This is a genomic window from Cellulomonas olei, assembly GCF_039548315.1.
Taxonomy (GTDB): domain Bacteria; phylum Actinomycetota; class Actinomycetes; order Actinomycetales; family Cellulomonadaceae; genus Cellulomonas.
In genome coordinates this window covers 51575-75093 of record NZ_JBCLVN010000004.1, presented here as the reverse complement: position 1 = coordinate 75093, position 23519 = coordinate 51575, and the positions used below count along the sequence as shown (strand labels likewise).

21 protein-coding genes are annotated in these 23519 nt (G+C 74.4%); 9 read left to right on the top strand and 12 right to left on the bottom strand.

Going from position 1 to position 23519, the window contains the following annotated elements; translation table 11 throughout:
• The first annotated feature begins 2 nt into the window (after nt 1-2).
• Genes AAHH18_RS01860 through AAHH18_RS01850 form a run of 3 tightly spaced genes read left to right on the top strand, consistent with a single transcriptional unit; the run spans nt 3 to nt 3613 of the window.
• Nucleotides 3-1211, top strand: a complete 1209-nt coding sequence (locus AAHH18_RS01860) for a carbohydrate ABC transporter permease (RefSeq protein ID WP_343300362.1) — start codon at nt 3-5, stop codon at nt 1209-1211.
• Nucleotides 1208-2104: a carbohydrate ABC transporter permease gene (locus tag AAHH18_RS01855; RefSeq protein WP_283320160.1), complete on the top strand. Its 897-nt coding sequence runs from the start codon at nt 1208-1210 to the stop codon at nt 2102-2104. Before AAHH18_RS01860 ends, AAHH18_RS01855 begins: the two co-directional genes overlap by 4 nt.
• Before the next feature lie 54 nt (nt 2105-2158).
• Nucleotides 2159-3613: a GuaB1 family IMP dehydrogenase-related protein gene (locus tag AAHH18_RS01850; protein ID WP_283320159.1), complete on the top strand. Its 1455-nt coding sequence runs from the start codon at nt 2159-2161 to the stop codon at nt 3611-3613.
• Nucleotides 3614-3686: 73 nt separating this feature from the next.
• On the opposite strand, the gene AAHH18_RS01845 is transcribed toward AAHH18_RS01850, so the two are convergent.
• Together AAHH18_RS01845 and AAHH18_RS01840 are read right to left on the bottom strand one after the other, a co-directional pair.
• The gene (locus tag AAHH18_RS01845; protein WP_343300361.1) at nt 3687-4778 is read right to left on the bottom strand and encodes an App1 family protein; all 1092 of its coding nucleotides are present in this window, start codon (nt 4776-4778) and stop codon (nt 3687-3689) included.
• A gap of 62 nt (nt 4779-4840) precedes the next feature.
• Nucleotides 4841-5257, bottom strand: a complete 417-nt coding sequence (locus tag AAHH18_RS01840) for a transferase (protein ID WP_343300360.1) — start codon at nt 5255-5257, stop codon at nt 4841-4843.
• 213 nt (nt 5258-5470) lie between these two features.
• Between AAHH18_RS01840 and AAHH18_RS01835 the strand changes: the two genes are divergently transcribed.
• The 4 genes from AAHH18_RS01835 to AAHH18_RS01820 all read left to right on the top strand — a co-directional run bounded on the left by AAHH18_RS01835 (nt 5471) and on the right by AAHH18_RS01820 (nt 9464).
• Nucleotides 5471-6232: a DeoR/GlpR family DNA-binding transcription regulator gene (locus AAHH18_RS01835; protein WP_343300359.1), complete on the top strand. Its 762-nt coding sequence runs from the start codon at nt 5471-5473 to the stop codon at nt 6230-6232.
• A gap of 47 nt (nt 6233-6279) precedes the next feature.
• A complete protein-coding gene (locus AAHH18_RS01830) occupies nt 6280-7320 on the top strand; it encodes a zinc-dependent dehydrogenase (protein WP_343300358.1) in 1041 nt (346 codons plus the stop codon).
• A gap of 201 nt (nt 7321-7521) precedes the next feature.
• A complete protein-coding gene (locus AAHH18_RS01825) occupies nt 7522-9030 on the top strand; it encodes a PTS mannitol transporter subunit IICB (protein WP_343300452.1) in 1509 nt (502 codons plus the stop codon).
• A complete protein-coding gene (locus AAHH18_RS01820) occupies nt 9027-9464 on the top strand; it encodes a PTS sugar transporter subunit IIA (RefSeq protein WP_222169559.1) in 438 nt (145 codons plus the stop codon). Before AAHH18_RS01825 ends, AAHH18_RS01820 begins: the two co-directional genes overlap by 4 nt.
• A 61-nt stretch (nt 9465-9525) precedes the next feature.
• Here the strand turns inward: AAHH18_RS01820 and AAHH18_RS01815 are convergent, their stop codons facing one another.
• Genes AAHH18_RS01815 through AAHH18_RS01800 form a run of 4 tightly spaced genes read right to left on the bottom strand, consistent with a single transcriptional unit; the run spans nt 9526 to nt 12391 of the window.
• Nucleotides 9526-10410 (bottom strand): LysR family transcriptional regulator ArgP, encoded by an 885-nt coding sequence (locus tag AAHH18_RS01815; protein ID WP_343300357.1) that lies wholly within the window; start codon nt 10408-10410, stop codon nt 9526-9528.
• Between the two features lie 12 nt (nt 10411-10422).
• Entirely contained in the window at nt 10423-11139 is a 717-nt protein-coding gene (locus AAHH18_RS01810; RefSeq protein WP_343300356.1) for an ABC-2 transporter permease, read from the bottom strand.
• Nucleotides 11136-12005 (bottom strand): ABC transporter ATP-binding protein, encoded by an 870-nt coding sequence (locus tag AAHH18_RS01805; RefSeq protein ID WP_343300355.1) that lies wholly within the window; start codon nt 12003-12005, stop codon nt 11136-11138. Before AAHH18_RS01805 ends, AAHH18_RS01810 begins: the two co-directional genes overlap by 4 nt.
• Complete coding sequence (locus AAHH18_RS01800; protein WP_283320151.1) at nt 12002-12391, bottom strand: GntR family transcriptional regulator; 390 nt, start codon at nt 12389-12391, stop codon at nt 12002-12004. The genes AAHH18_RS01805 and AAHH18_RS01800 overlap by 4 nt, the downstream gene beginning before the upstream one ends.
• A 160-nt stretch (nt 12392-12551) precedes the next feature.
• On the opposite strand from AAHH18_RS01800, the gene AAHH18_RS01795 reads away from it, so the two are divergent.
• The gene (locus AAHH18_RS01795; protein WP_343300354.1) at nt 12552-13172 is read left to right on the top strand and encodes a LysE/ArgO family amino acid transporter; all 621 of its coding nucleotides are present in this window, start codon (nt 12552-12554) and stop codon (nt 13170-13172) included.
• Nucleotides 13173-13183: 11 nt separating this feature from the next.
• Here AAHH18_RS01795 and AAHH18_RS01790 read toward each other — a convergent pair whose 3' ends face one another.
• Nucleotides 13184-14884, bottom strand: coding sequence for a BCCT family transporter (locus AAHH18_RS01790; RefSeq protein WP_343300353.1), 1701 nt, complete (start codon nt 14882-14884; stop codon nt 13184-13186).
• A gap of 385 nt (nt 14885-15269) precedes the next feature.
• On the opposite strand from AAHH18_RS01790, the gene AAHH18_RS01785 reads away from it, so the two are divergent.
• Complete coding sequence (locus tag AAHH18_RS01785) at nt 15270-15872, top strand: response regulator (RefSeq protein ID WP_343300352.1); 603 nt, start codon at nt 15270-15272, stop codon at nt 15870-15872.
• A gap of 163 nt (nt 15873-16035) precedes the next feature.
• On the opposite strand, the gene AAHH18_RS01780 is transcribed toward AAHH18_RS01785, so the two are convergent.
• From AAHH18_RS01780 to AAHH18_RS01760, 5 genes are all read right to left on the bottom strand, one after another.
• Complete coding sequence (locus AAHH18_RS01780; RefSeq protein ID WP_343300351.1) at nt 16036-16908, bottom strand: TrmH family RNA methyltransferase; 873 nt, start codon at nt 16906-16908, stop codon at nt 16036-16038.
• A gap of 25 nt (nt 16909-16933) precedes the next feature.
• On the bottom strand, nt 16934-18235 hold the full coding sequence (locus tag AAHH18_RS01775; protein WP_343300350.1) for an amidohydrolase: 1302 nt from the start codon (nt 18233-18235) through the stop codon (nt 16934-16936).
• Nucleotides 18236-18309: 74 nt separating this feature from the next.
• A complete protein-coding gene (locus AAHH18_RS01770; RefSeq protein WP_343300349.1) occupies nt 18310-19638 on the bottom strand; it encodes an MFS transporter in 1329 nt (442 codons plus the stop codon).
• An 87-nt stretch (nt 19639-19725) separates the two neighbouring features.
• On the bottom strand, nt 19726-21771 hold the full coding sequence (locus tag AAHH18_RS01765) for an ABC transporter ATP-binding protein (RefSeq protein ID WP_459349061.1): 2046 nt from the start codon (nt 21769-21771) through the stop codon (nt 19726-19728).
• Complete coding sequence (locus AAHH18_RS01760) at nt 21768-23501, bottom strand: ABC transporter ATP-binding protein (RefSeq protein WP_343300348.1); 1734 nt, start codon at nt 23499-23501, stop codon at nt 21768-21770. Before AAHH18_RS01760 ends, AAHH18_RS01765 begins: the two co-directional genes overlap by 4 nt.
• Between the last annotated feature and the right edge of the window lie 18 nt (nt 23502-23519).

Here is a 23519-nt window from a genome sequence, read left to right as displayed (position 1 = left end):
CGATGTCCGCAGCGGTCACGTCGCCGGCGTCCGCGCCGGTGCGCCGCCGCCGTCGCCCGCACGGCCCCGGGTCCGCCCGGGGCCGTGCGGCCGCGTCGGGGTGGCTGTTCCTCGCCCCGATGCTCGTCATCCTGGGGCTGTTCCTCGTCGTCCCCGTCCTGATGGCGCTGTGGGTCAGCATGTCCGACTGGACCGGGCGCGGCAGCCCGCTGTCGTCCGACGTGTCGTTCGTGGGGGTGGAGAACTACCGCAGCCTGCTGCTCGGCGGCGGGCTCGCGACGCAGGACTTCGGCACCGCCATGCGCAACAACGCGTACTACGTGCTGCTGGTCGTGCCGCTGCAGACGGCGCTCGCGCTGTTCCTCGCCACCATGGTCAACCGGCGGGCGCTGCGCGGGCGCGGGTTCTTCCGCACCGCCTTCTACTTCCCCTCCGTGACCTCGTCCGTCGCGATCACGGTGCTGTGGCTGTTCCTCTTCTCGGCGTCGGGGACGATCAACGCGATCCTGGCGCGGCTGTCGATCAGCGGACCGAACTGGTTCAACGACCCCCGCGGCGTGCTGCACCTGCTGCTGGGCGCGGTCGGCGTCGACACCGCGCCGGAGTCCCTCGCGCAGCACGGGTTCCTCGGCATCCCGCTGTGGGAGTGGCTCGCCGGGCCGTCCGTGGCGATGTCCGCGCTGATCCTGCTGGCGATCTTCACCACGTCCGGCACGTTCATGCTGCTGTTCCTCGCGGCGCTCCAGGCGATCTCCTCGGAGGTCGAGGAGGCCGCCGTCATGGACGGCGCCACCGCCTGGCAGCGGTTCCGCCGGGTGACGCTCCCGATGCTGCGGCCGACGGTGTTCACGGTGGTGACGCTGGGGCTGATCGGCACGTGGCAGGTGTTCGACCAGATCTACACCGGCACCCAGGGCGGCCCCGCCAAGACGACGATCACGCCCGCCTACCTGTCCTACAGCGCGGCGTTCCAGAACAACCAGTGGGGTCGCGGCGCCGCGATCGCGTTCGTGCTGTTCGCGATCATCGTGCTGCTCACCGTGCTGCAGCGGCTCGTGCTGCGGGAGCGGGACACCGTGCCGCGGCGCAAGCGGTTCTACCGCACCCCGCCGGCACCACCCGCCGCCCTCGCCGGTACCGCCGGCACCGCGCCGGCCGCCGGCGCCCCGGGCACCGGGACCGCGAGCCCCACCGAGGGGGACCACCGATGAGCGCCACCACCGCCCTCCCCGCGCCCGCCCGCCCCGGCGCACCGGCGCCCCGGGCCCGCCGCAGCAACCGCCGCGTGGTCGCGACGTCGTTCACCTACGCGGTGCTCGTCGTCCTGGCCGTGCTGTACGTCTACCCGTTCCTCATCCAGGTCGCGACGTCGTTCAAGACGGACGCCGAGGCCGCGCAGAACGCCGTCTCCCTGATCCCGCAGACGTGGAGCACCGCGGCGTACGAGCGGCTGTTCCTGCGCTCGGACTTCCCGCTGTGGTTCCGCAACTCCGTGATCGTCACGGTCGTGGTGACGCTGGGCCGGGTGTTCATCAACTCGCTCGCCGGCTACGCGCTGGCACGGCTGCGGTTCCGCGGGCGCGGCCTGGTGTTCGCCGGGCTCGTGGCCGTCATGGCGGTGCCGAACGTCGTGCTGCTCATCCCGAAGTTCCTCGTCATCAAGCAGGTCGGGATCTACAACTCGTTCGCCGGGCTCATCGTGCCGCTGCTCGCGGACGCCGCCGGCATCTTCATCATGAAGAACTTCTTCGAGTCCATCCCGCCCAGCGTCGAGGAGGCCGCCCGCCTGGACGGCGCCGGCACGTTCCGGGTGTTCTGGTCCGTCGTCCTGCCGATGGCCCGGCCGGCGGTCGTCACGCTGGTGATCCTGTCGTTCCAGGGGTCGTGGAACGAGCTGTCGCACTTCATCGTCGCGTCGCAGGACCCGGATCTCGTCACCCTCACCAAGGGCGTCGCCCAGCTCGCGTCCGGGCAGCTCAGCCAGGGGACGCAGTACCCGCTGAAGCTCGCGGCGGCGGCGATCATGACGGTCCCCGTGGCGGTGCTGTTCTTCGTGTTCCAGAAGCGGATCATGAACCAGAGCGCGGGCGCCGTGAAGGAGTAGCGCCGGGGCCGGCGGCGGCGCGGCGGGTAGACTCAGGCGGAAAGGGGAACTCTCATGCGCTTCCTGCCCGGGCACTCGCCCTCGTCCGACCTCACGTACGGCGACGTCTTCCTCGTCCCGTCCCGATCCGAGGTCGCCTCGCGGTTCGACGTCGACCTCGCCGCGCCCGACGGCACCGGGACGACGATCCCGGTGGTGGTCGCGAACATGACCGCGGTCGCCGGCCGGCGCATGGCGGAGACCGTCGCCCGCCGCGGCGGCCTGGCCGTGCTGCCGCAGGACGTGCCGGGCGAGGTGGTCGCGGACGTCGTGGCGTCGGTGAAGGCGAAGCACACGGTCGTCGAGAGCGCCGTGGTCGTCTCCCCCCAAGACACGGTGCACACGGCGCTGACGCTGATCGGCAAGCGGTCGCACGGCGCGGCCGTGGTGGTCGAGGGCGCGCGGCCGGTCGGCGTCGTGACGCCGGCGGACTGCGAGGGCGTCGACCGGTTCACGCAGGTCGCCGAGGTGATGACGCCGGAGCCGACGACGGTCGACCTGTCCGTGGTGGAGTCCGGCGGCGTCGCGGGGCTCCAGGCCGCGTTCGAGCGGCTGCACGCCTCGCGTCGCCGGTTCTCCCCCGTCGTCCGGGACGGCGAGCTGGTCGGGGTGCTCACCCAGGTCGGCGCGCTGCGCTCGTCGATCTACGCGCCCGCCGTGGACGCGCGCGGCCGGCTGCGGGTCGCGGCGGCCGTCGGCGTCAACGGCGACGTGAAGTCCAAGGCCGCGGCGCTGCTCGAGGCCGAGGTCGACGTGCTGGTCGTCGACACCGCGCACGGGCACCAGCGCAAGATGCTCGACGCCCTGGAGGCCGTGCGCTCGCTCGACCCGCAGGTCCCCGTCGTGGCGGGCAACGTCGTGACCGCGGAGGGCACGCGGGACCTGATCGCCGCGGGCGCGGACATCGTCAAGGTCGGCGTCGGCCCGGGCGCCATGTGCACCACCCGCATGATGACCGCGGTGGGCCGCCCGCAGTTCTCGGCCGTGCTGGAGTGCGCGACCGAGGCGCGCCGGCTGGGCAAGCACGTGTGGGCCGACGGCGGCGTGCGGCACCCCCGCGACGTCGCGCTCGCCCTGGCGGCCGGCGCGTCGCAGGTCATGGTCGGCTCGTGGTTCGCCGGCACGCACGAGTCGCCCGGTGACCTGCACGCGGACGGCGACGGGCGGCTCTACAAGGAGAGCTTCGGCATGGCGTCGGCCCGCGCGGTCGCCGCCCGGACCCGCGGGGGCTCGGCGTTCGACCGGGCCCGCAAGGCCCTGTACGAGGAGGGCATCTCGTCCTCCCGGATGTACCTGGACCCGGAGCGCCCCGGCGTGGAGGACCTGCTGGACCGGATCACGTCGGGCGTGCGGTCGTCCTGCACCTACGTGGGCGCCACGACGCTGGACGAGTTCGCCGAGCGCGCCACCGTCGGCATCCAGTCCGCCGCCGGCTACGACGAGGGACGGCCGCTGCCCGACGGCTGGTGACGGGCCCGGCGGTGCGGGTGCCGCGCGCGGTCCGGGCCGTCCGGGCGACGCCGGCGGCGCACCGGCCGCGTGCTCAGATGACGCCCGCCCGCGCGAGCTCGGCGGCCAGCGCGCGGCCGTCGGCGCCGCGGGCCAGCGCCACGTCCGACGCGTCGAGGCCCTCGACCGCCCTCCGGGTCGCCGGCGACACGGCGGGCAGACCGTTCTGCGCGACCTGCTCCCCCAGGGACAGCTCGCGCACCGCGATGGCCGCGACGCGACCCGGGTGCTCCCGGGCGAACGTCTCGTACACCTGCGGGTCGTGCTGCCCGTCGTCCCCGACGAGGATCCAGCGCAGGTGCGGCAGCTCCTCGGCGAGCGCCCGCAGGGTGGCGGCCTTGTGCGCCGGCCCGGAACGCAGGAGCGCCGTGCCGGTCGGCCCCAGGTCGGTCAGCAGGAGCGACCCCTGCGGCAGCCCCACGCGCTCGAGGAACCGCGCGAGGGCGCTGGCGGTGTTCCAGGCGCCCGTCGACAGGTAGAACACCGGCGCGTCCGGGTGGGTCGCGGTGAGCCGGGCGTACAGCTCGGGCATGCCGGGGACGGGCTTGCGCCGTGCCTCGGACCGGACGAGGAAGTTCCAGGCCGCCAGGTGGGGCCGCGGCACCATCGTCACAAGCACGGTGTCGTCGATGTCGCTCACGATGCCGTGCGTGGCGGCGGGGTCCACGACCTGCACGGGCGCGGGCACCGACGGGGACGACGCGGGGGCGGTCCCGCCGTCGGTGCGGTCCCCCTCGGCGGCGGCCGCCGCCACGTCCACCACCGCGACGTGCAGCGTGCGCCAGCCGGGCTCGAGGCGCAGGTCGACCCACGCGTCCACGTACCCGCCGCGGTCGGAGCGCGTCTCCAGCAGGACCGGCCCGTCCGGGCCGGCGGTGACCCGGACGGACGCCCCGGCGACCTCGGCGGAGAACAGGTTGCGCCAGCCGCGCCGGGCCACGCTGCCCGGGGTCGGGGCGTCGGGCGGCGTGAGGAGGACGCGCGCACGCACCCGCGACCGGGTGGTGGTCCCGTAGGACGGGTAGGTGACGACGCGCGGGCAGTACCCGCGCCGGGTGAGCACCCGCACGACGGCGGCGTTGAACCGGTCCTCGGCGCGGGCGGCGAGCGTGGCGATCCGGGGCATCACCCCAGTATCGGCCGGGCCCGCGCCGGCCGCGCGGCGGGTGCGCGCCTGCTGCGGGCGGGCTACGCGACCAGGTGCCGGTCGAGCCGCCGCGGGGTGCCGCCGCGCACGACGGTGCCGGGCGCGACCCGCGTCTCGGGCTCGACCACCGCGCGGGGCTCCAGGCGCGCCTCGGCGCCGACGTCGCTGCGGGTGCCGACGGTCGATCCCGCGCCGACGCTGGCTCCGCGGCCGACGTGGGCGTGCGAGCCGACGGTCGCGGCCACCTCCACGCGGGCGCCGGGCTCCACCCAGCAGTGCTGGCCGATGCGCGCGCGGGCCTCCACGCGCGCCCCGGGGTCCACCCACGCCGTGTCGGCGACGTAGGCGCTGTCGTCGACGACGGCTCCCTTGGCGACGAGCCCGCCGCCGTTGTCGTGGCGCTGGTAGCGCACGACCGTGCCGTCGTCCTGCTCGAGGTCCTCGTATCGCTTCTTCATACCGCCCCGTACAACGCCGCGGGGCACCCCCGTGTTCCCGGTCCGGTCGCGTCGCGCCCTGTGTTTGGCTCCGTATGTCTGCCCGTTTGGCTCCGGATTTCTGTGTTCGTGTTGACTTCGGGCCCGTGCTGTTGCCAGAGTGTGACTCGCGCGACAGCGATGTCGCGGTGCGGGCACCGGCCGCACCCACCCCGAGGACAGGACGTCGACGTCATGTACCCGCCCGAACGCCAGCAGCTCATCGTGACCACCGCCCGCGCGGCGGGCCGGGTCGAGGTGCAGCAGCTCGCCGCCGAGCTCGACGTCACCGCCGAGACCGTCCGCCGCGACCTCACCGCGCTCGAGCGGATGGGCCTGGTGCGACGCGTCCACGGCGGGGCCGTCCCCGTGGAGCGCCTGGGCTACGAGCCCGCCCTCCCCCAGCGCGAGCAGGTGCTGACCGCCGAGAAGGAGCGGATCGCCAAGGCGGCCCTGGACGAGCTGCCGGCCGGCGGCTCCGTGCTGATCGACGCCGGCACCACCACGGTCCGGTTCGCCGAGCTGCTGCCCCCGGACCGCGAGCTCATCGTCGTCACGCACGCGCTGCCCGTCGCGATGGTGCTCGCCCCGCTGCCGTCCGTGACGCTGCACCTGCTGGGCGGGACCGTGCGGCGGCGCACGCTGGCCGCGGTCGGGACGTGGGCCGTGCGCGCGCTCGCCGACGTCCGCGTCGACGTCGCGTTCCTCGGCACCAACGGCCTGACGGTCGAGGACGGCCTCACGACGCCCGACCTCGCCGAGGCCGCGGTCAAGCGCGCGTTCGTCGCCGCGGCCGCCCGCACCGTGGTCCTCGCGGACCGCACCAAGGTCGGCCGCGCGGAGCTCGCGCGCGTCGCCCCGCTCGCGGCGGTCGACGCCGTGGTCACCGACTCCGGCATCGAGCCGGAGCTCGCCGACGAGATCGAGACAGCCGGCCCGCGCGTCGTGCGGGCCTGACCACCGAGGACCACGCGCCCCGCGCGGCCCCGAACCCGAGGAGAGAGATGAAGGTCTTCCGCTTCTACGCACCCGGTGACGTCCGGCTGGAGGACGCGCCGGAGCCGTCGCCGAGCGAGGGCGAGGTCAAGATCCGCGTCCGTGCGACGTCGATGTGCGGCACCGACGTCAAGATCTCCACGTCGGGGCACCAGCGCATCCGCCCGCCGCGCGTCATGGGCCACGAGATCGCCGGCGAGGTGGTCGAGGTCGGCGCCGGCGTCGAGGGCTGGGCGCCCGGCGACCGGGTGCAGGTCATCGCGGCCATCCCGTGCGGCGAGTGCGAGTACTGCCGCGTCGGCGCCATGACGATCTGCCCGAACCAGGTCTCGATGGGCTACGACTTCGACGGCGGGTTCGCGCCGTACATGATCGTGCCCCGCGAGGTGCTGAAGGTCGACGGCCTCAACCGGATCCCCGAGGGCGTCTCGTACGCGGAGGCCTCGGTCGCCGAGCCGTTCGCGTGCGCGATCAACGCCCAGGAGATCATCGACGTGCACGACGGCGACGTCGTCGTGGTCGTCGGCTCCGGGCCCATCGGCTGCCTCCACGTCCGCCTGGCGCGGGCCCGGGGCGCGAAGCAGGTGCTGCTCGTGGAGCTCAGCCGCGAGCGCCTCGACCTCGCGGCGGCGGTCGTGCAGCCGGACGCGGCGATCTGCGCGTCGGAGGTCGACCCGGTCGCCGCCGTCAAGGAGGCCACGGACGGCCGCGGGCCGTCGGTGGTCATCACCGCCGCCGCCTCGGGGGCCGCGCAGGAGCAGGCGCTGCAGATGCTCGCCCCGCAGGGCCGGCTCAGCCTGTTCGGCGGCCTGCCCAAGGACCGCCCCACGATCACGTTCGACTCGAACCTCGTGCACTACCGCGAGCTGGCGGTGTTCGGGGCGAACGGCTCCAGCCCGGAGCACAACCGCCAGGCCCTGGCGCACATCGCCGACGGCAGCGTGCCGGTCGCGGACCTCATCACCCACAGGCTGCCGCTCGAGCGGGTGGCCGAGGGCATCGACGTGGTCCGCTCCGGGGCGGGCATCAAGGTCACCATCGAGCCGTGACCGGCCACGCGCCGGCACCCGACCAGCAAGGAGCAGGTCAATGACGACCCTTTCCCTCCCGGCCCGCGCGGGCCGGCCGACCACCGAGACGGAGGCGTGACGACCGTGTCCGCGACCACAGCCGCCCCGGGCGCCACGAGCCCGACGCGCGCCAAGCAGGCGCAGGTCCGCATCCAGCGGTTCGGCGCGTTCCTCAGCGCGATGATCATGCCGAACCTCCCCGCCTTCCTGGCGTGGGGGCTCATCACCTCGATGTTCATCGCCGTGGGCTGGACGCCCAACGGCATCCTCGGGGGCTTCGGGAACGCCGACGCGATGAGCTGGCAGGGCGCCGCCACCCAGCTCGCGCAGGCCGACGACGGGACGACGTTCCGGCAGTACCTGGGGCTCGTCGGCCCGATGGTGACCTACCTGCTGCCGATCCTCATCGCCAACGCCGGTGGCCGCATCGTCTACAAGGAGCGCGGCGGCGTCGTCGCGTCCATCGTGGCGGTCGGCATGATCACCGGCTCCACGGTGCCGATGTTCCTCGGCGCCATGGTGGTCGGCCCGCTGTCGGCCTGGGTCATGAAGAAGGTCGACTCCCTGTGGGCCGGCAAGATCAAGCCGGGCTTCGAGATGCTCGTCGACATGTTCTCCGCGGGCATCCTCGGTGCCGCGATGGCGGTCGGGGCGTTCTTCGGGTTCGCGCCGATCATCACGCAGGTGTCGAGCTGGCTGGGGAGCATCGTCTCCTGGATGGCGGACAACCACCTGCTGCCGCTGATGTCGGTGATCGTCGAGCCGGCGAAGGTGCTGTTCCTCAACAACGCCATCGGCAACGGCGTCCTGGTGCCCCTCGGCGCGCAGGAGGTCGTGGAGTCCGGCAAGTCGCTGCTGTTCCTGGTGGAGGCCAACCCGGGCCCCGGCCTCGGGATCCTCATGGCGTACACCGTGTTCGGCGTCGGCGCTGCGCGGATGTCCGCCCCGGGCGCGGCCGTCGTGCAGTTCATCGGCGGCATCCACGAGGTCTACTTCCCGTTCGTGCTCATGAAGCCGGCGCTGATCCTCGCGGCGATCGCGGGCGGCGCCACGGGCATCGCGACGAACGTCGTGTTCGGCTCGGGCCTGCGCGGGCCGGCCGCACCGGGGTCGATCCTCGCGGTGCTCGCGGCGACACCACGGGACTCGTACGTCGGTGTCGTCCTGTCGGTGGTGCTGTCGTTCGCCGTGACGTTCCTGGTCTCGGCCGTGATCCTGCGGGCGTCCCGCAAGCGGGACCTCGCGGCCGGCGGCGGGGACCTCGGGGCGGCGATCGCGCAGACCGAGGCGAACAAGGGCAAGTCGTCCTCGGCGCTCGGTGCGCTGGCCACCCAGGCCGCCCCGGTCTCCGGTGCGACCCCCGCCGTCGGCGGCGACGCGCTCCCCGACCGGCCGCTGCGGTCGATCGTGTTCGCGTGCGACGCCGGCATGGGGTCGTCCGCGATGGGGGCCAGCATCCTGCGCGACAAGCTCAAGAAGGCGGGCCGCGGCGACATCACCGTGGTCAACCGGGCCGTCGCGCAGCTCGAGGACGACGTCGACCTGGTCATCACGCAGCGCGAGCTGACGGACCGGGCCCGGCGGCACGCCCCGTCCGCCCGGCACGTCTCGGTGGACAACTTCCTCAGCAGCCCGGTCTACGACGACGTCGTCCGCGAGGCGCAGGCGGCGGAGAGGACCCAGTCGTGAACGCCGTGCTCAGCGACGACCTGATCGTCCCGGCGGGGCGGGCGACCACGAAGGAGGAGGCGATCCGCGAGGCGGGCGGCCTGCTCGTGGCGTCCGGCGCGGTGGAGCCGGAGTACGTGGACGCGATGCTCGACCGCGAGCGGACCGTCTCCACGTACATGGGCAGCCACCTCGCCATCCCGCACGGCACCGAGGAGGCGAAGGGCCGCATCCGGCGGTCCGCGATCTCCCTGGTGCGGTACGAGCAGCCGGTCGACTGGGACGGCAACCCCGTGCGCGTGGTGGTCGGCATCGCGGGCGCGGGCGGGGAGCACCTGGAGCTGCTGTCCCGGATCGCGCTGGTGTTCACCGACGCGGAGCGGGTGCAGCGGGTGCTCGACGCCACGACGCGGGAGGCCCTCGCGGGGATCCTCGCGGAGGTCGAGCCGGCCTGACGGGCGGGTGGCGCCGGCGGCGCGGGTGCGGTGCTCACGGGCCGCACCCGCGCCGCCGGCGTCAGCGCAGGGCGGCCGCCGCGGCCGCGCGCACCGCGTCGCCGGTGCGGTGCAGGGCGGCGGTCGGCAGCGTCCACTGCTGCCAGTACAGCGTCACGTCCACGTGGCGCCCCGGGTCGAGGTCCACGAGCACACCCTCCCGCTCGCCCGCCGCGGCGTCCGCCTCGGGCAGCAGGCCCCAGCCGAACCCGAGCCGGACCGCGAGCGCGAAGTCCGCGGTGGCCGGCACGTGGTGGCGGGGAGGGACGGCCGGGTCGACGCCGCGCTCGCGCAGGTAGCGGTCCTGCAGGTCGTCCTTGCGGTCGAACACCACCAGCGGGGCGGCGGCGAGCGCCTCCGGGGTCGGGCCGTCCGGGAAGTCGGTCGCGACGCGCGCGGCGGCCACCACGGGCCGGTACCGCAGCACGCCGAGCCGGTGGGACGTGCAGCCCTGGACCGGGCGGGCGGCCGTGGTGATCGCGGCGACCACCACGCCGTCGCGCAGCAGGTCCGCCGAGTGGTCCTGGTCCTCGCGGTGCAGCTCGAACCGCACCTCGTCGGCCAGCGGCGCGAGCGCGGGCAGCACCCAGGTGCCGAGCGAGTCCGCGTTCACAGCCACCGGCAGCACCGGACGCCCCGGGCCGGGGGTGGCGCTCACCGCGGCGCGCGCCTCCGCCGTCAGCCCGAGCACCTGCCGGGCCAGGCGCAGGTAGACGGCGCCGGCCTCGGTCACGCCGGCGGGCCGGGTGCGGCGGACCAGCACCTGGCCGACGGCGGTCTCGAGCGCCCGGATCCGCTGGCTGACCGCGGACTGCGTCAGGTGCAGGGCGTGCGCGGCGCCCTCGAACGACCCCTCGTCCACGACGGCGAGCAGCGCGCGGAGCTGGGGCAGGTCGACGTCCGGCATGGTGGCGCCACGCTACCGCGCGCCCCCGACTCCCCCGCGTCCGCGGCCCCCGGGTCCGCCGGCACGCTCCCAGCGCCGCCGGTCGGCCCGCCACGAGACCGCGGCCGACGCCGCGAGCACCACCGCCCCCGCCAGGAGGGCCAGCGGGGCGAGCCGGTCCGTCGAGCGCGCGAGCCAGGCGTCGAGGTCCGGCAGCCGGTCGCCGAGCACGCTCACCGCCGCGCCGGCGGCGCTGCACAGCAGCACCAGCGGCACGATGGCGACCATCCGCCCCCGCGTGTAGCCGAGCGCGTAGTAGACCGGCAGCTGCGTCCCGGCGAGCAGCGCGTACACGCCGAACCCGACGGCGACGGACGTCGCGACGTCCCCCGGCGAGATCTGCACGACGACGTCGCGCATCTCGGCCCCCAGCACCGCGAGCGGCACCGCGACCAGCGCGGCGGCGAGGTACAGCACCAGCGTGAACGCGTAGCGCCCGGCGACCAGCGTCCCCCGTCCGACGGGCAGCACGGCGCGCAGCGTGTCGAGCCCGTCCCGCTCGCCGATCGCGAACGGGTAGGACGCGCCGAGCGCGGCGAACACCGCACCGGCGAGCACGACCGCCTGCGGCCGGCCGGCGACGACGGCGATGACGCCGACCGCGCCGGCCAGCGGCACGAGCTGGCGGGCGAACGGCCGGACGGTCCGCAGGTCCAGACCGAGAGCGGCCCCGACCTCCCGGGCGCTCACGCCGGCACCGCCGTCCGGCGGCGCGCCCCGAGGTGCACGACGATCTGGTCGAGCGTCGGGCGCTCCACCACCACGCCGGTCCCCAGCAGCGGCACGTCGTCGGCCGCCACGAGCGCCTCCACGCACACCCCGGTGCGCCGGGCGCCGAGCAGCGGGACCAGGCCGTCGGGCGGCAGGTCGTCCGGACCGCCCCGCACCAGGCAGTACGCGTCCATCAGCTCCTCCTTGGTGCCGGTCCGCAGCACGCGGCCGCCGGCGAGCAGGGTGAGGTGGTCGGCGATGCGCTCCAGGTCCGCGGTCAGGTGCGTGGAGAACAGCACGCTGCGGCCCTCCGTCACCAGGTAGTCGCCGAGGATGCCGATCAGGTCGTCGCGCGCCACGGGGTCGAGGCCGCTGGAGGGCTCGTCCAGCACGAGCAGCCGCGCGCCGTGCGACAGCGCCACGGCGATCTGGAGCTTCATCGTCATGCCGCGGCTGAGCTCGGAGACCCGCGACCGGGGGTCGAGCTCGAACTCGGCGAGCAGGCCGGTGTACCGCGTGGGGTCCCAGCGGTCGTAGAACGGCCGCAGCGCGCGCTCCACGTCCCGCAGCCGCCACTCCCCGACCAGGCTCGGCCGGTCGAGGACGACCCCGATGTCCTGCCGCAGCGCCGCCGGCGCGGGCAGCGTGCGCCCGAGCACCTCGACGCGGCCGGACGCGGGACGCAGCATGCCGAGCAGCGTGCGGATCGTCGTCGTCTTGCCCGCGCCGTTGGGGCCCACGAGGCCCATGACGTAGCCGGCGGGCAGGCGCAGGCTGACGTCCTGGAGGGTGAAGGCGCCGACCGGGACCGTGACGTGGTCCAGCACGACCGCGTCGCCGCTCACCGCCGGGCCCCCTCGGCCTCGGCGAGCACGACGTCGAGCATCTCGACCAGGCCGTCCCGGTCCACGCCCGCGAGCCGGGCGGCGTCGGCGGCCGCGCCGAGGGCGTCCTCGACGCGGCGCAGCACCTGCTCGCGGACCAGCGCGGTGTCCACCGGCAGCACGTACGCGCCCTTGCCGGGGACGGTCGTGATGAAGCCGGCGGCCTCGAGCTCGGCGTACGCCCGCGTGGTGGTGATGACGGAGATCCGCAGGTCGCGGGCGAGCGCCCGGACGGACGGCAGCGCGTCGCCGTCGTGCAGGTCGCCCGCGAGCACCGCGACCTTGATCTGCTCGGCGACCTGCTCGTACAGCGGCGCGTCGGCGCTGTTGGAGACCACGATCCGCACGGAGCCACCTCCTCTACTGTTCATATGCAGTATGCACAGTAGACCCCGCTCGCCCCGTGCGTCAGCGGGACCTCCGGCCCACGTCGTGCATCAGTCGCGCTGATGGAGCATCGCGGACAGTCGTTGGACTGATGCGGGCGCGCGCGCCTACCGTCGGCGCGTGCCCGCCGCCCTCGCCACCGCCCTGACGGGGCTCCTCCTCGGCCTGTCGCTCATCGTGGCGATCGGGGCGCAGAACGCGTTCGTCCTCCGGACCGGGCTGCAGGGCACACACGTCCTGCCCGTCGTCGCCGTGTGCGCCCTGTCGGACGCGGTGCTCATCGCCGCGGGCGTCGCCGGGCTCGGCGTGCTGGTCGACCGCGCGCCCGTCGTCCTCACGGTGGCCCGGCTCGCCGGTGCCGCGTTCCTGCTCGGCTACGCCGCCCTCGCCGCGCGACGCGCGTGGCGGCCGGCCGGGGACGCGCTCGACGCCGCCGGAGGCAGCGCCCCCGCCCGGCTGTGGCCCGTGATCGCGACCTGCCTCGCCCTGACCTGGCTGAACCCGCACGTCTACCTGGACACGGTCGTGCTGCTCGGGTCCGTGGCCGGCACCCACGGCGGGCTCCGGTGGTGGTTCGCCGCCGGCGCGGCGGCCGGCAGCGTGCTGTGGTTCACCGGCCTCGGCTACGGCGCACGCCTGCTGCGGCCGCTGTTCGCCCGGCCCGGCGCGTGGCGGGTGCTCGACGCCGCCATCGCGCTCGTCATGGCCGCGATCGCGGTGAGCCTGCTGCGCGGGCTCTGAGGACGCGGGGCTCAGCGCTCCGGGCGGCCCTGCTCCCGCGTCCGGCGCCAGCGCCGCAGCCGCTCGTCGACCCGCCGGTCCACGTGAGCGCCCACCTGGGCCGACACCTGGGCGTCGATCAGCGCCCGGAGCTGGCGGCGCTCGGCCCGCAGGAACGCCATGTGCTCCAGGTGCAGCGACCGCGACGTCGCGACCACCATCCCGATCATCACCACGCTGAACGGCAGGGCGATGAGGATCGCCGCCGTCTGGAGCGCGCCCAGCCCGCCCGCCAGCAGCAGCGCGATGGCCAGCACACCGCCCAGGCCCGCCCACACGACGCGCAGCGCGGTGCGCGGGTGCGGGTCCCCGCCGGCCGCCAGCATGGCGACCACCAGCGCGCCGGAGTCCGCGGACGTGATGAAGAACAGCGCCACCAGGATGATGGCCCCGATCGACAGCGCCGCCCCGCCCGGCAGCCCCGACAGCACGTCGAACAGCGCGTTCTCCGGCACCACCTCACCGTCGGCGCCCACCAGGCCGCCGCCCCCGAACAGCTCCCGGTACAGGGCCGTCCCGCCGAGCACGGAGAACCACAGGAAGCACACCAGCGTCGGGACGAGCAGCACCCCGCCCACGAACTCGCGCACCGTGCGGCCGCGCGAGATCCGCGCGATGAACACCCCGACGAACGGGGACCAGGAGATCCACCAGCCCCAGTAGAACGTCGTCCAGGCCGCCTGCCACTCCTGCCCCGCCTCGCCGGCGTACGCGGACGCGTTGAACATGAGCGGGACCACCGACGCCAGGTACGCGCCGATGGACTGCACGAACTCGCGCAGCAGGAACAGGGTCGGCCCGAGCACGAGCACGGCGACCAGCAGCACGCCGGCGAGCGACACGTTGATGTTGGACAGCCACTTCAGCCCGCGGTCCAGGCCGGAGACGACCGACAGCGTCGCCAGCGCCGTGATGCCGACGATCAGGGCGATCTGCAGGCCCGTCGAGGACGTCGCGATGCCCGTGTGCTCCAGTCCCGCCGTGATCTGCAGCACGCCGAGGCCCAGGGAGGTCGCGACGCCGAACACCGTGCCGACGACGGCGGCGACGTCCACCGCGTCCCCGATCGGACCGCGCGCCCGCCTGCCCAGGATCGGCTCGAGGGCCCACCGGATCGACACGGGGTGACCCTTGCGGTGCACCGAGTACGCGATCGCGACGCCCACGACGACGTAGATCGCCCAGGCGCTCAGGCCCCAGTGCAGGTAGGTCTGCGTCATCGCCTGCTGCGCCAGCTCCTCCGGGGTGCCCGTCACGCCGGGCTTCGGGCTCGCGTAGTGGCTCAGCGGCTCCGCGACGCCCCAGAACACCAGGCCGATGCCCATGCCGGTCGCGAACAGCATCGCGAACCAGCTCCCCAGCGGGTACTCCGGCTCGTCGTCGTCCTTGCCCAGCGTGATGTCGCCCCACCGCCCGACGCCCAGCCAGATCGCGAACGCGACGAAGCCCGCCACCAGGGCCACGTAGTACCAGCCGAACGCGCTGATGACGTCGGACTGCACCCGCCCGATCACGTCGCCCGCGGTGTCGGGGAACGCGATCGTCAGGCCCGCGACCAGGGTGACGACCGCGGCCGAGCCCCAGAACACCGCGGGGTTGGTCCCCCAGGGGCCGCGGCGTGACCCGTCCGCGCCGGGCGGCCCCTGCTGGGTCTGCGTGGTCGACGTGCTCACGTCGGGCTCCTCTCGCGGGCTGCTTCGCGCGGTGCTCACCCTAGCCAGGGCCACCCGACCCGGCCCGCCGTGCGGAGGGACGCTGCGTGACCTGCTGGGCCGCCGCCGGGGACGGTCGCGACAGCCCGCGGGTGAGCCCCCGCAGAGCGGGCCCGCGCACCGCGCAGGCACCCGCGCCCGTCGAGACGGCTCACCGGGCGTTCCGGTCGAGTGCCAGCCGCATGCGCCCCCTTGTCTCCCGAGCACTGGTTCGGGACGATCACGTACCGCGATGTCCAGGGTGAGGGGGTCGAGATGGCCACGCGGAGCCCGGTCCGTGCACCGTTCGGGTCGATCGGCGACACGTACGCACCGCGCGGACCACAGTCGCCATGCGGGACCCGTAGTGAGTGACGACATCTGGACCGCCTTGATCGGCCAGATCTCACCGGTGCTCACGATCGTCGCTCTGCTGGGGGTGACGTGGTGGCTACGCAAGCAGGTCAAGGATCTCGCAGCACGAGCCACGAGACTAGGCATTGCGGGCATCGTCGAGATCTCGGCCGAGCCGCTGCGCAACGCGCCGGCCGGAGCTCCGCTGACCGAGGGAGACGTACGCATCGTCGACCTCCGCGTGCAGCGAAACCGCGAGCGGATCGCGCGGATGCGGCTGCTGTGGGTCGACGACCTCCCGCGGAACAACCAGGTGGAGCGCCGCTACCTGCGCGACGTGGGTGTCGAGATCACGATCGCGACCAGCACCGAGCAGGCGCTGTCGCAGCTGGAGCGGGCGGAGCCCACAGTCGTCGTGACCGACATCGACCGGCCCGAGTCGACGACGGCGGGCCTCGAGCTCGGGCAGAGACTTGCGAGGGAATGGCCGCAGCTCCCCGTGATCGGATACGTCAGCAAGATTCGACCTCAGACGCCGCCCGGATTCTTCGGGATCACGGACCGACCTGATGAGCTCGTGCACTTGCTCCTCGATGTCGCCGAGCGGCAAGGGTAGCGGCCCCACCACCTGCGGCTCCGTCGTCCGTCCCGGTCGCCCAACCGAGAACAGCGCTCGCCCTGTTCTCGGTTGTCGGCGGGTTCCCTGCCGCGGCTGTGCTGCAGCTGCTCCCCGCCCGATCGTCGACGCCGACGTCCCGCGCCCATCGCAGATCCCGGGCTCACGGACTCTCCGTGCGGCTCCCGACGCGCCGGGTCGCCCACGTCGCCACGGCCACCGCGGACGCGACGTTGAGCGAGTCGACCCCGCCCGCCATCGGGATCCGCACCGTCAGGTCGCACGCCGCGATCGTCTGCCGCTTCAGGCCGTCGCCCTCGGTGCCGAACACCATGGCCAACCGGGCCGGCGGGTCCGCCGCGAGGTCGTCCAGACCGACCGACTCGTCGTCCAGCGCGAGCGCGGCGACGGTGAAGCCCCGCTCGTGCAGCAGCTCGACACCGTCCGCGGCGCCCCCGCGCGGACCGTGCGGCCAGTGCTCGAACCGCGTCCACGGGACCTGGAACACCGTGCCCATCGACACCCGGATCGCCCGGCGGTACAGCGGGTCGGCGCACGACGGCGTGACGAGCACCGCGTCGACGCCCATCGCCGCGCAGGCCCGCATCGCCGCACCGACGTTCGTGTGGTCGACGACGTCCTCCAGCACCGCCACCCGCCGCGCGCCCTCGAGCACCGAGGCCACCGACGGCAGCGGCGGCCGGTGCATCGCGGCGAGCGCGCCCCGGTGCACGTGGAAGCCGGTGATGGCCTCCAGCACGGGCGGGTCCGCGACGTACACGCGCACCGGCTCGCCGTCCGGGTCGCGCGCCTCGAGCATCGCCCGCAGGTCCGGCAGCCAGCGCGGGGACACGAGCACCGACCGCGGCCGGTGCCCCGCGGCGAGGGCCCGGCCGAGCACCGTCGAGCTCTCCGCGATGTACAGGCCCTTCTCGGGCTCGTGCCGCGAGCGGAGCGCGACGTCGGTCAGCGCGACGTAGTCGGCGAGCCGCTCGTCGTGGGGGTCGGTCAGGGGGACGAGGTCGAGCGCGGGCACCCGCCCATCCTCCCCGACGACCGGGTCAGCCGAGGAACGCGAGCGCGGCGGCGACCAGCAGCCGGCGCCCGGCCGCGATCGTCGGGTCGTCGAGCGGCGCGAACTGCGCGCTGTGGTTGCCCGGCACCTCCGGCGAGAGGCCCGAGTCGATGCCCTCGGGGAACAGCGCCGGGTCGGGGCCGCCCCAGAACCAGAACGCGTAGGGCACCGGGTCGCCGTCGTACCGGCCGCGAGGCAGGCCGTACTCGGAGAAGTCCTCGGAGCCCATGAGCGGCTCGGCGGTCCTCACGGTGCCGGCCGGCATCACGGCCCGCTGCGCCGCCATGACCCGGTCCACGACGTCCGGGTCGTTGACCGTCGCCGGCGGGTTCTCCCGCAGCGTGACCGTCGGCGGCTGCGGGCACCCCGCGGCGGCGGCCTCCGCCTCCACCACCCGCCGCACCGACGCGACGAGCCGCGCCATCGTGGCGTCCGAGCGGGCGCGCAGGTTGACCGTGAACGTCGCGGTGTCCGGGATGATGTTCGACTTCGTGCCGGCGTGGAAGGTCGCGACGGTCACCACGACCGGGTCGTCCGGCGAGGTCTCGCGCGACGCGATCGCCTGCAGGCGCGTCACGGCGTACGCCGCGGTGAGCACCGGGTCGACGGTGACGAACGGGCGGGAGCCGTGACCGCCGCGTCCGTGGACGGTGACGTCGAGCGTGCACGCCGCCGCCATCAGCAGGCCGCGGGCGTGGTGGCTGACTCCCGCCGGCAGCGCCCCGACGTGCTGGCCGAGCGCCACGTCGGGCTTCGGGAACCGCGTGAACAGGCCGTCCTCCAGCATCGCGGACGCGCCGGACGCCGTCTCCTCGGCGGGCTGGCCGACCACCAGGAGCGTGCCGTGCCACTGCTCGCGGGCGCCGGCGAGCGCGTCCACGGCCGCCGCCAGCGCGGTGACGTGCATGTCGTGGCCGCAGGCGTGCATCGTCGGGACGGTGTCGCCGGCCGGGTCCACGTCGGTGTGCCGGCTCTGGTACGGCAGCCCCGTCTCCTCCCGGACCGGCAGGCCGTCCATGTCGGCGCGGAGCATGACCACCGGGCCGTCCCCGTTCCGGAGCACCCCGACCACGCCGGTCCCGCCGACGCCCTCGGTGACCTCCAGACCCGACGCCCGGAGCTCCGCGGCGAGCGCGGCGGCGGTGCGGTGCTCGCGGCCCGAGAGCTCGGGGTGCGCGTGCAGGTCGCGGTAGAGCGCGCGCCAGTGCTCGGTGCGCGGGTCGGCGGCGTCGAGGACACGGGCGGCGCGGGCGGGGTCGGGGGCGCCGTCGGGGTGGGTGGCGGACATGCGGGCGGGGCTCCTCCGGGCAGGTGACGGGTCCTGCGCACCGTACCCGGGGGACCGCGGGCGGCGCGTGCGCCTCAGAGCGCCGCCGCCACCGCGGGTCGTTCGCGCCGCCACGCCCGGGCGCCCGCCAGGGCGGCGACGCCGCCGGCCACCGCGATGACCGGCACGATGACGAACGCCGTGTGCGACCCGACGGCGTCGGCCAGCGCCCCCAGCAGGAACGGCGCGATGCCGATGGCCAGCCCGCCGGCCACCGTGGCGCGGGCCTGCGCGGAGTCGGTGGCGCCCGCGGACGCGCCGAGCAGCAGCGAGATGCCGAGGGGGTAGTGCGCGCCGTACCCGAGCCCCGCGAGGAACAGCCCCGCGAGCGCCACCGACGCGCTGGTGGCCGTCCACAGCACCGCCCAGCCGGCGACCGCGACGCCGAACGCCCCCGCCAGCAGCCGCGCCGGCGACACCCGCAGCGACAGCGGCCCGACGACGAACCGGATGAGGGTCATGCCGGCGACCAGGCCCGCGGTCGTGGCGGTCGCGATGCCCGCGCCGGCCCCGGTGCGCTCCCGCACGAGGTCGGTGGCCCAGTACGTGGTGGCGTTCTCGATCGCGATCGCGGCGACGATGGTGACGAGGAACCAGCGCGAGGCGTGCACGGCCCGCTGCGTCGCGGCGGCGGGGACGGCCCGGGCCGCGTCCGCGGCGGGTGCGGCGTCCGCGGCGGGTGCGGCAGCCGCGGCGGTCGCCGGCACGGCGTCCGCGTCCGGGTCCGTCGCGGGGGCGCCGGTCACGACCGCGGCCGGTGCGGTCCGGCCCCGGCCGAGCGCGCCGTCGGCGGGCAGGCGCCGGATGAGCAGCGCGGTCACCAGCGCGATCACGCCGGTCACGGCTACCGCCGGGCGCCAGCCCCAGCCGATCGCGACGCACGCGCCGACGGCGAGCGGCCCCAGCAGCCCGAGCCCCGACCCGACGCCGTTCGCCTCCGTCACCGCGGCGGACGCGGCGCGGCCGTGGTGGTCGGCCAGCCCGGTCTGCGAGGCGCTGATGAGCATGTTGCCGCCGACGGCCAGCACCACGACGGCGGCCAGGGTGAGGGCCAGCAGCGTCCCGGTCGTCAGCAGGGCGGTGCCCACGGCGACGACCGCGCCGGCGCCGACCGCGACCGCGCGACGCCCGAACCGCCGCACGGCGCGCGGCGTGAGGGCCGCGGCCACCACCGCCCCGACGGCCATCGCGGTGCCGTGCAGACCCGCCTGGGCGTGGGACACGTCGAGCTCGCGCGCGAGCAACGGCACGCTCGGGTTGAACGAGTAGAGGAACCAGCCCCACGTGACGAACGACCCGTAGAGGGTGAGCGTGAACCGGTCCCGGTGGAGCCGCGGCGCGTCCGCCGCGGTGCGTGTCGTCACGCGCCGACCCTACTGGTCACGGCCGGGCGGGCGGCGGGCCCTCCGGCCCGGTGGCACGTGGGCGCCACCGGGCCGGGAGCGGTCGGCTCAGTCCTCGACGGACGCGGCCGCCGCGGCGAACTGGCTGGCGTACAGCCGGGCGTACGCCCCGCCCGCGGCCAGCAGCTCGTCGTGCGAGCCCTGCTCGACGATGGCGCCGCGCTCCATCACGAGGATCACGTCGGCGTCGCGGATCGTCGACAGCCGGTGCGCGATGACGAACGACGTCCGCCCGGAGCGCAGCGCGTTCATCGCCTGCTGCACGAGCACCTCGGTGCGGGTGTCCACCGACGACGTCGCCTCGTCGAGCACGAGGATCGCCGGGTCCGCCAGGAACGCCCGGGCGATCGTCAGCAGCTGCTTCTCGCCGGCCGAGAGGTTCGCGGCCTCGTCGTCGATCACGGTGTCGTAGCCGTCGGGCAGCGCCCGCACGAACTGGTCGACGTGCGTGGCGACCGCGGCCTCGACCAGCCGGTCCTCGTCCACGTCCTCGACCCCGTAGGCGATGTTGTCGCGGATCGTGCCGCCGAACAGCCACGTGTCCTGCAGCACCATGCCGACCTGCGAGCGCAGGTCGTCCCGGGTGAGGCTCCGGGTGTCGACGCCGTCGAGCGTGATCCGGCCGCCGTCGATCTCGTAGAACCGCATGAGCAGGTTGACCAGCGTGGTCTTGCCCGCCCCGGTCGGGCCGACGATCGCGACCGTCCGCCCCGGCTCGGCGACCAGCGACAGGTCGTCGATGAGCGGCGTCTCCGGCACGTACCGGAACGACACGTCCTCGAAGACGACGCGCCCCGCGACGCGCTCCGGCAGCCGCTCGGGCCGGGCCGGGTCCGGGTCCTGCTCCGGCGCGTCGAGCAGGTCGAACACCCGCTCCGCCGACGCGACGCCGGACTGCAGCAGGTTCATCATCGACGCGATCTGCGTGATGGGCTGCGTGAACTGCCGCGAGTACTGGATGAACGCCTGGACGTCGCCGAGCGTCATGGACCCGGACGCGACCCGCAGGCCGCCGACCACCGCGACGATCACGTAGTTGAGGTTCGCGATGAACCCCATCGCCGGCTGGATCACGCCCGAGATGAACTGCGCCCGGAACGACGCGGCGTACAGGTCGGCGTTCTGGTCGTGGAACTCCTGCACCGCCTGCTGCTGCCGCCCGAACACCTTCACCAGCGCGTGACCGGTGTACATCTCCTCGATGTGGGCGTTCAGCGTGCCGGTCACCCGCCACTGCCGGACGAACTGCGGCTGCGAGCGCTTGGCGATCGCCGTGGTCACGACCACCGACAGCGGGATCGTCACCAGCGCCACCACCGCGAGCAGCGGCGAGATCCAGAACATCATCGCCAGCACACCGAGCACCGTCAGCACGGAGGTGATGAGCTGCGACAGGGTCTGCTGGAGGGTCTGCGCGACGTTGTCGATGTCGTTGGTGACCCGGCTCAGCACCTCGCCGCGCGGCTGCCCGTCGAAGTACTTCAGGGGCAGCCGGCCGAGCTTGGCCTCGACGTCGCGCCGCAGGCCCGCGACGGTGCGCTGGACGGCACCGGTGGTGATGTAGCCCTGCAGCCAGCTGAACAGCGCCGACCCGACGTAGATCGCGACGACCGCCAGCAGCAGCGTGCGCAGCCGGGTGAAGTCGACGCCCTGGCCGGGGACCACCTGCATGGCGCCGAGCATGTCGGCGAGCCGGTCCTGCCCCTGGGCGCGCAGCCCCTCGACGGCCTGGGCCTGCGTGGTACCCGCCGGCAGCCGCTGGCCGATGATGCCCTCGAAGATGACGTTCGTGGCGTTGCCCAGCACCTTCGGCCCGGTGACCGCGAGGGCCACCGAGACGACGCCGAGCACCATGACGAGCGCCAGGCGCCACCGCTCGGGCCGCAGGACGCCCAGCAGGCGGCGGCCCGAGGCCTTGAAGTCGAGGGACTTCTCCCCCGGCATCCCCATGCCGCCCATCGGACCCATGCCGCCGCCGCGGGGGCGGGGCAGGCGCGCCGCCGGTGCCGCCGCGGCGGACGCCTGGGCGGGCGGCTCGGTGGCGGTGTCGGGGGCGGTCCCGGCGGGCCCGCGGCCCTCGTTCTCGGCGCTCATGCCGCCTCCTCCGCGCTGATCTGCGAGTACACGATCTCCTGGTAGGTGCGGCAGCTCTCCATCAGCTCCGTGTGCGTGCCGGTGCCGACCACCGCGCCCTCGTCGAGCACGACGATGCGGTCGGCGTCGCGGATCGTCGCGACGCGCTGCGCGACCACGACCACCGCCGAGCGCCGCGTCTCCGGCACCAGGGCGGCCCGCAGCGCGGCGTCCGTGGCGAAGTCGAGCGCGGAGAACGAGTCGTCGAACAGGTAGACGGCCGGCCGGCGGACCAGCGCCCGCGCGATCGCGAGCCGCTGCCGCTGACCTCCGGAGACGTTCGTGCCGCCCTGGGCGATCGGGGCGTCCAGGCCACCGGGCATCTCGGCGACGAACGACCGCGCCTGCGCCACCTCGAGCGCGTGCCACAGCTCCTCGTCGGTGGCGTCGGGGTTGCCGTACCGCAGGTTCGAGGCGACCGTCCCGCTGAACAGGTACGGGCGCTGCGGCACCAGCCCGATCAGGCTCCACAGCGTGTCCGGCGCGAGCTCGCGCACGTCGACGCCGTCGATGTGCACCGAGCCGCCGGTCACGTCGAAGAGCCGCGGCACGAGGTTCACCAGGGTCGTCTTCCCGGAACCGGTCGAGCCGATCACGGCAGTGGTCTGCCCCGGCTCGGCCACCAGGTCGACGCCGTGCAGCACGGCCCGCTCGGCCCCCGGGTAGCGGAACTCGACGTCCCGCAGCTCGAGGCGGCCCTCCGGGCGGAGGAGCTCGACGGGCGCGGCGGGCGGGACGACCGAGCTCTCGGTGTCGAGCACCTCGGTGATGCGCTCCGAGGACACCACGGCGCGCGGCACCATGACGAACATCATCGAGGCCATCATCACGGCCATGAGGATGTACATGATGTAGGACAGGAACGCCGTCAGGGCGCCGATCTGCATGTCCCCCGCGTCGATGCGCTGGGCGCCGAACCACAGCACCCCGACGCTCGTCACGTTCATGATGAGCATGACGACCGGGAACATCAGCGCCATCAGCCGGCCGGCGCGCAGCGACGTGTCGAACAGCGCGTCGTTCGCGACCTCGAACCGCTCCGCCTCCCGGCGCTCGCGCACGAACGCCCGGATGACGCGCAGGCCGGTGATCTGCTCGCGCATGACCCGGTTGATCGCGTCGATGCGCTGCTGCATCGTGCGGAAGTACGGGACCATCCGCGACACGATGAAGCCGACCACCGCGGCGAGCACCGGCACGACCACCAGCAGCAGGCTCGACAGCGCGACGTCCTGCTGCAGGGCGAGCACGATGCCGCCGACCAGCATGATCGGCGCCATCAGCATGATGGTGAAGGACAGCAGCGCCACCATCTGCACCTGCTGCACGTCGTTGGTGGTGCGGGTGATGAGCGACGGCGCGCCGAACTGCCCGACCTCGCGCGCCGAGAACGTCTGCACGTGGGTGAACAGTCGCTCGCGCACGTCGCGGCCGAACGACATCGCCACCTGCGCGCCGAAGTAGACGGCGCTGACGGAGCAGATCACCTGGAGCAGGCTGATGCCGAGCATGACGGCGCCGATGCGCATGATGTAGCCGGTGTCGCCGACGGCGACGCCCTTGTCGATGATGTCCGCGTTGAGCGTGGGCAGGTACAGGGTGGCGACGGTCTGCGCGAGCTGGAGCAGCAGCACGGCGGCCACCTGGGCTCGGTACGGCCGCAGGTGCTCGCGGAGCAGGCGGAGCAGCATGGGACTCCTGAGGTTCCG

Excerpts from the sequence above, each read along its gene's own strand:
- AAHH18_RS01860 (WP_343300362.1), top strand. The coding sequence starts at position 3 with ATGTCCGCAGCGGTCACGTCGCCGGCGTCCGCGCCGGTGCGCCGCCGC.
- AAHH18_RS01855 (WP_283320160.1), top strand. The coding sequence starts at position 1,208 with ATGAGCGCCACCACCGCCCTCCCCGCGCCCGCCCGCCCCGGCGCACCG.
- AAHH18_RS01850 (WP_283320159.1), top strand. The coding sequence starts at position 2,159 with ATGCGCTTCCTGCCCGGGCACTCGCCCTCGTCCGACCTCACGTACGGC.
- AAHH18_RS01845 (WP_343300361.1), bottom strand. The coding sequence starts at position 4,778 with ATGCCCCGGATCGCCACGCTCGCCGCCCGCGCCGAGGACCGGTTCAAC.
- AAHH18_RS01840 (WP_343300360.1), bottom strand. The coding sequence starts at position 5,257 with ATGAAGAAGCGATACGAGGACCTCGAGCAGGACGACGGCACGGTCGTG.
- AAHH18_RS01835 (WP_343300359.1), top strand. The coding sequence starts at position 5,471 with ATGTACCCGCCCGAACGCCAGCAGCTCATCGTGACCACCGCCCGCGCG.
- AAHH18_RS01830 (WP_343300358.1), top strand. The coding sequence starts at position 6,280 with ATGAAGGTCTTCCGCTTCTACGCACCCGGTGACGTCCGGCTGGAGGAC.
- AAHH18_RS01825 (WP_343300452.1), top strand. The coding sequence starts at position 7,522 with ATGATCATGCCGAACCTCCCCGCCTTCCTGGCGTGGGGGCTCATCACC.
- AAHH18_RS01815 (WP_343300357.1), bottom strand. The coding sequence starts at position 10,410 with ATGCCGGACGTCGACCTGCCCCAGCTCCGCGCGCTGCTCGCCGTCGTG.
- AAHH18_RS01775 (WP_343300350.1), bottom strand. The coding sequence starts at position 18,235 with ATGTCCGCCACCCACCCCGACGGCGCCCCCGACCCCGCCCGCGCCGCC.
- AAHH18_RS01765 (WP_459349061.1), bottom strand. The coding sequence starts at position 21,771 with ATGAGCGCCGAGAACGAGGGCCGCGGGCCCGCCGGGACCGCCCCCGAC.
- AAHH18_RS01760 (WP_343300348.1), bottom strand. The coding sequence starts at position 23,501 with ATGCTGCTCCGCCTGCTCCGCGAGCACCTGCGGCCGTACCGAGCCCAG.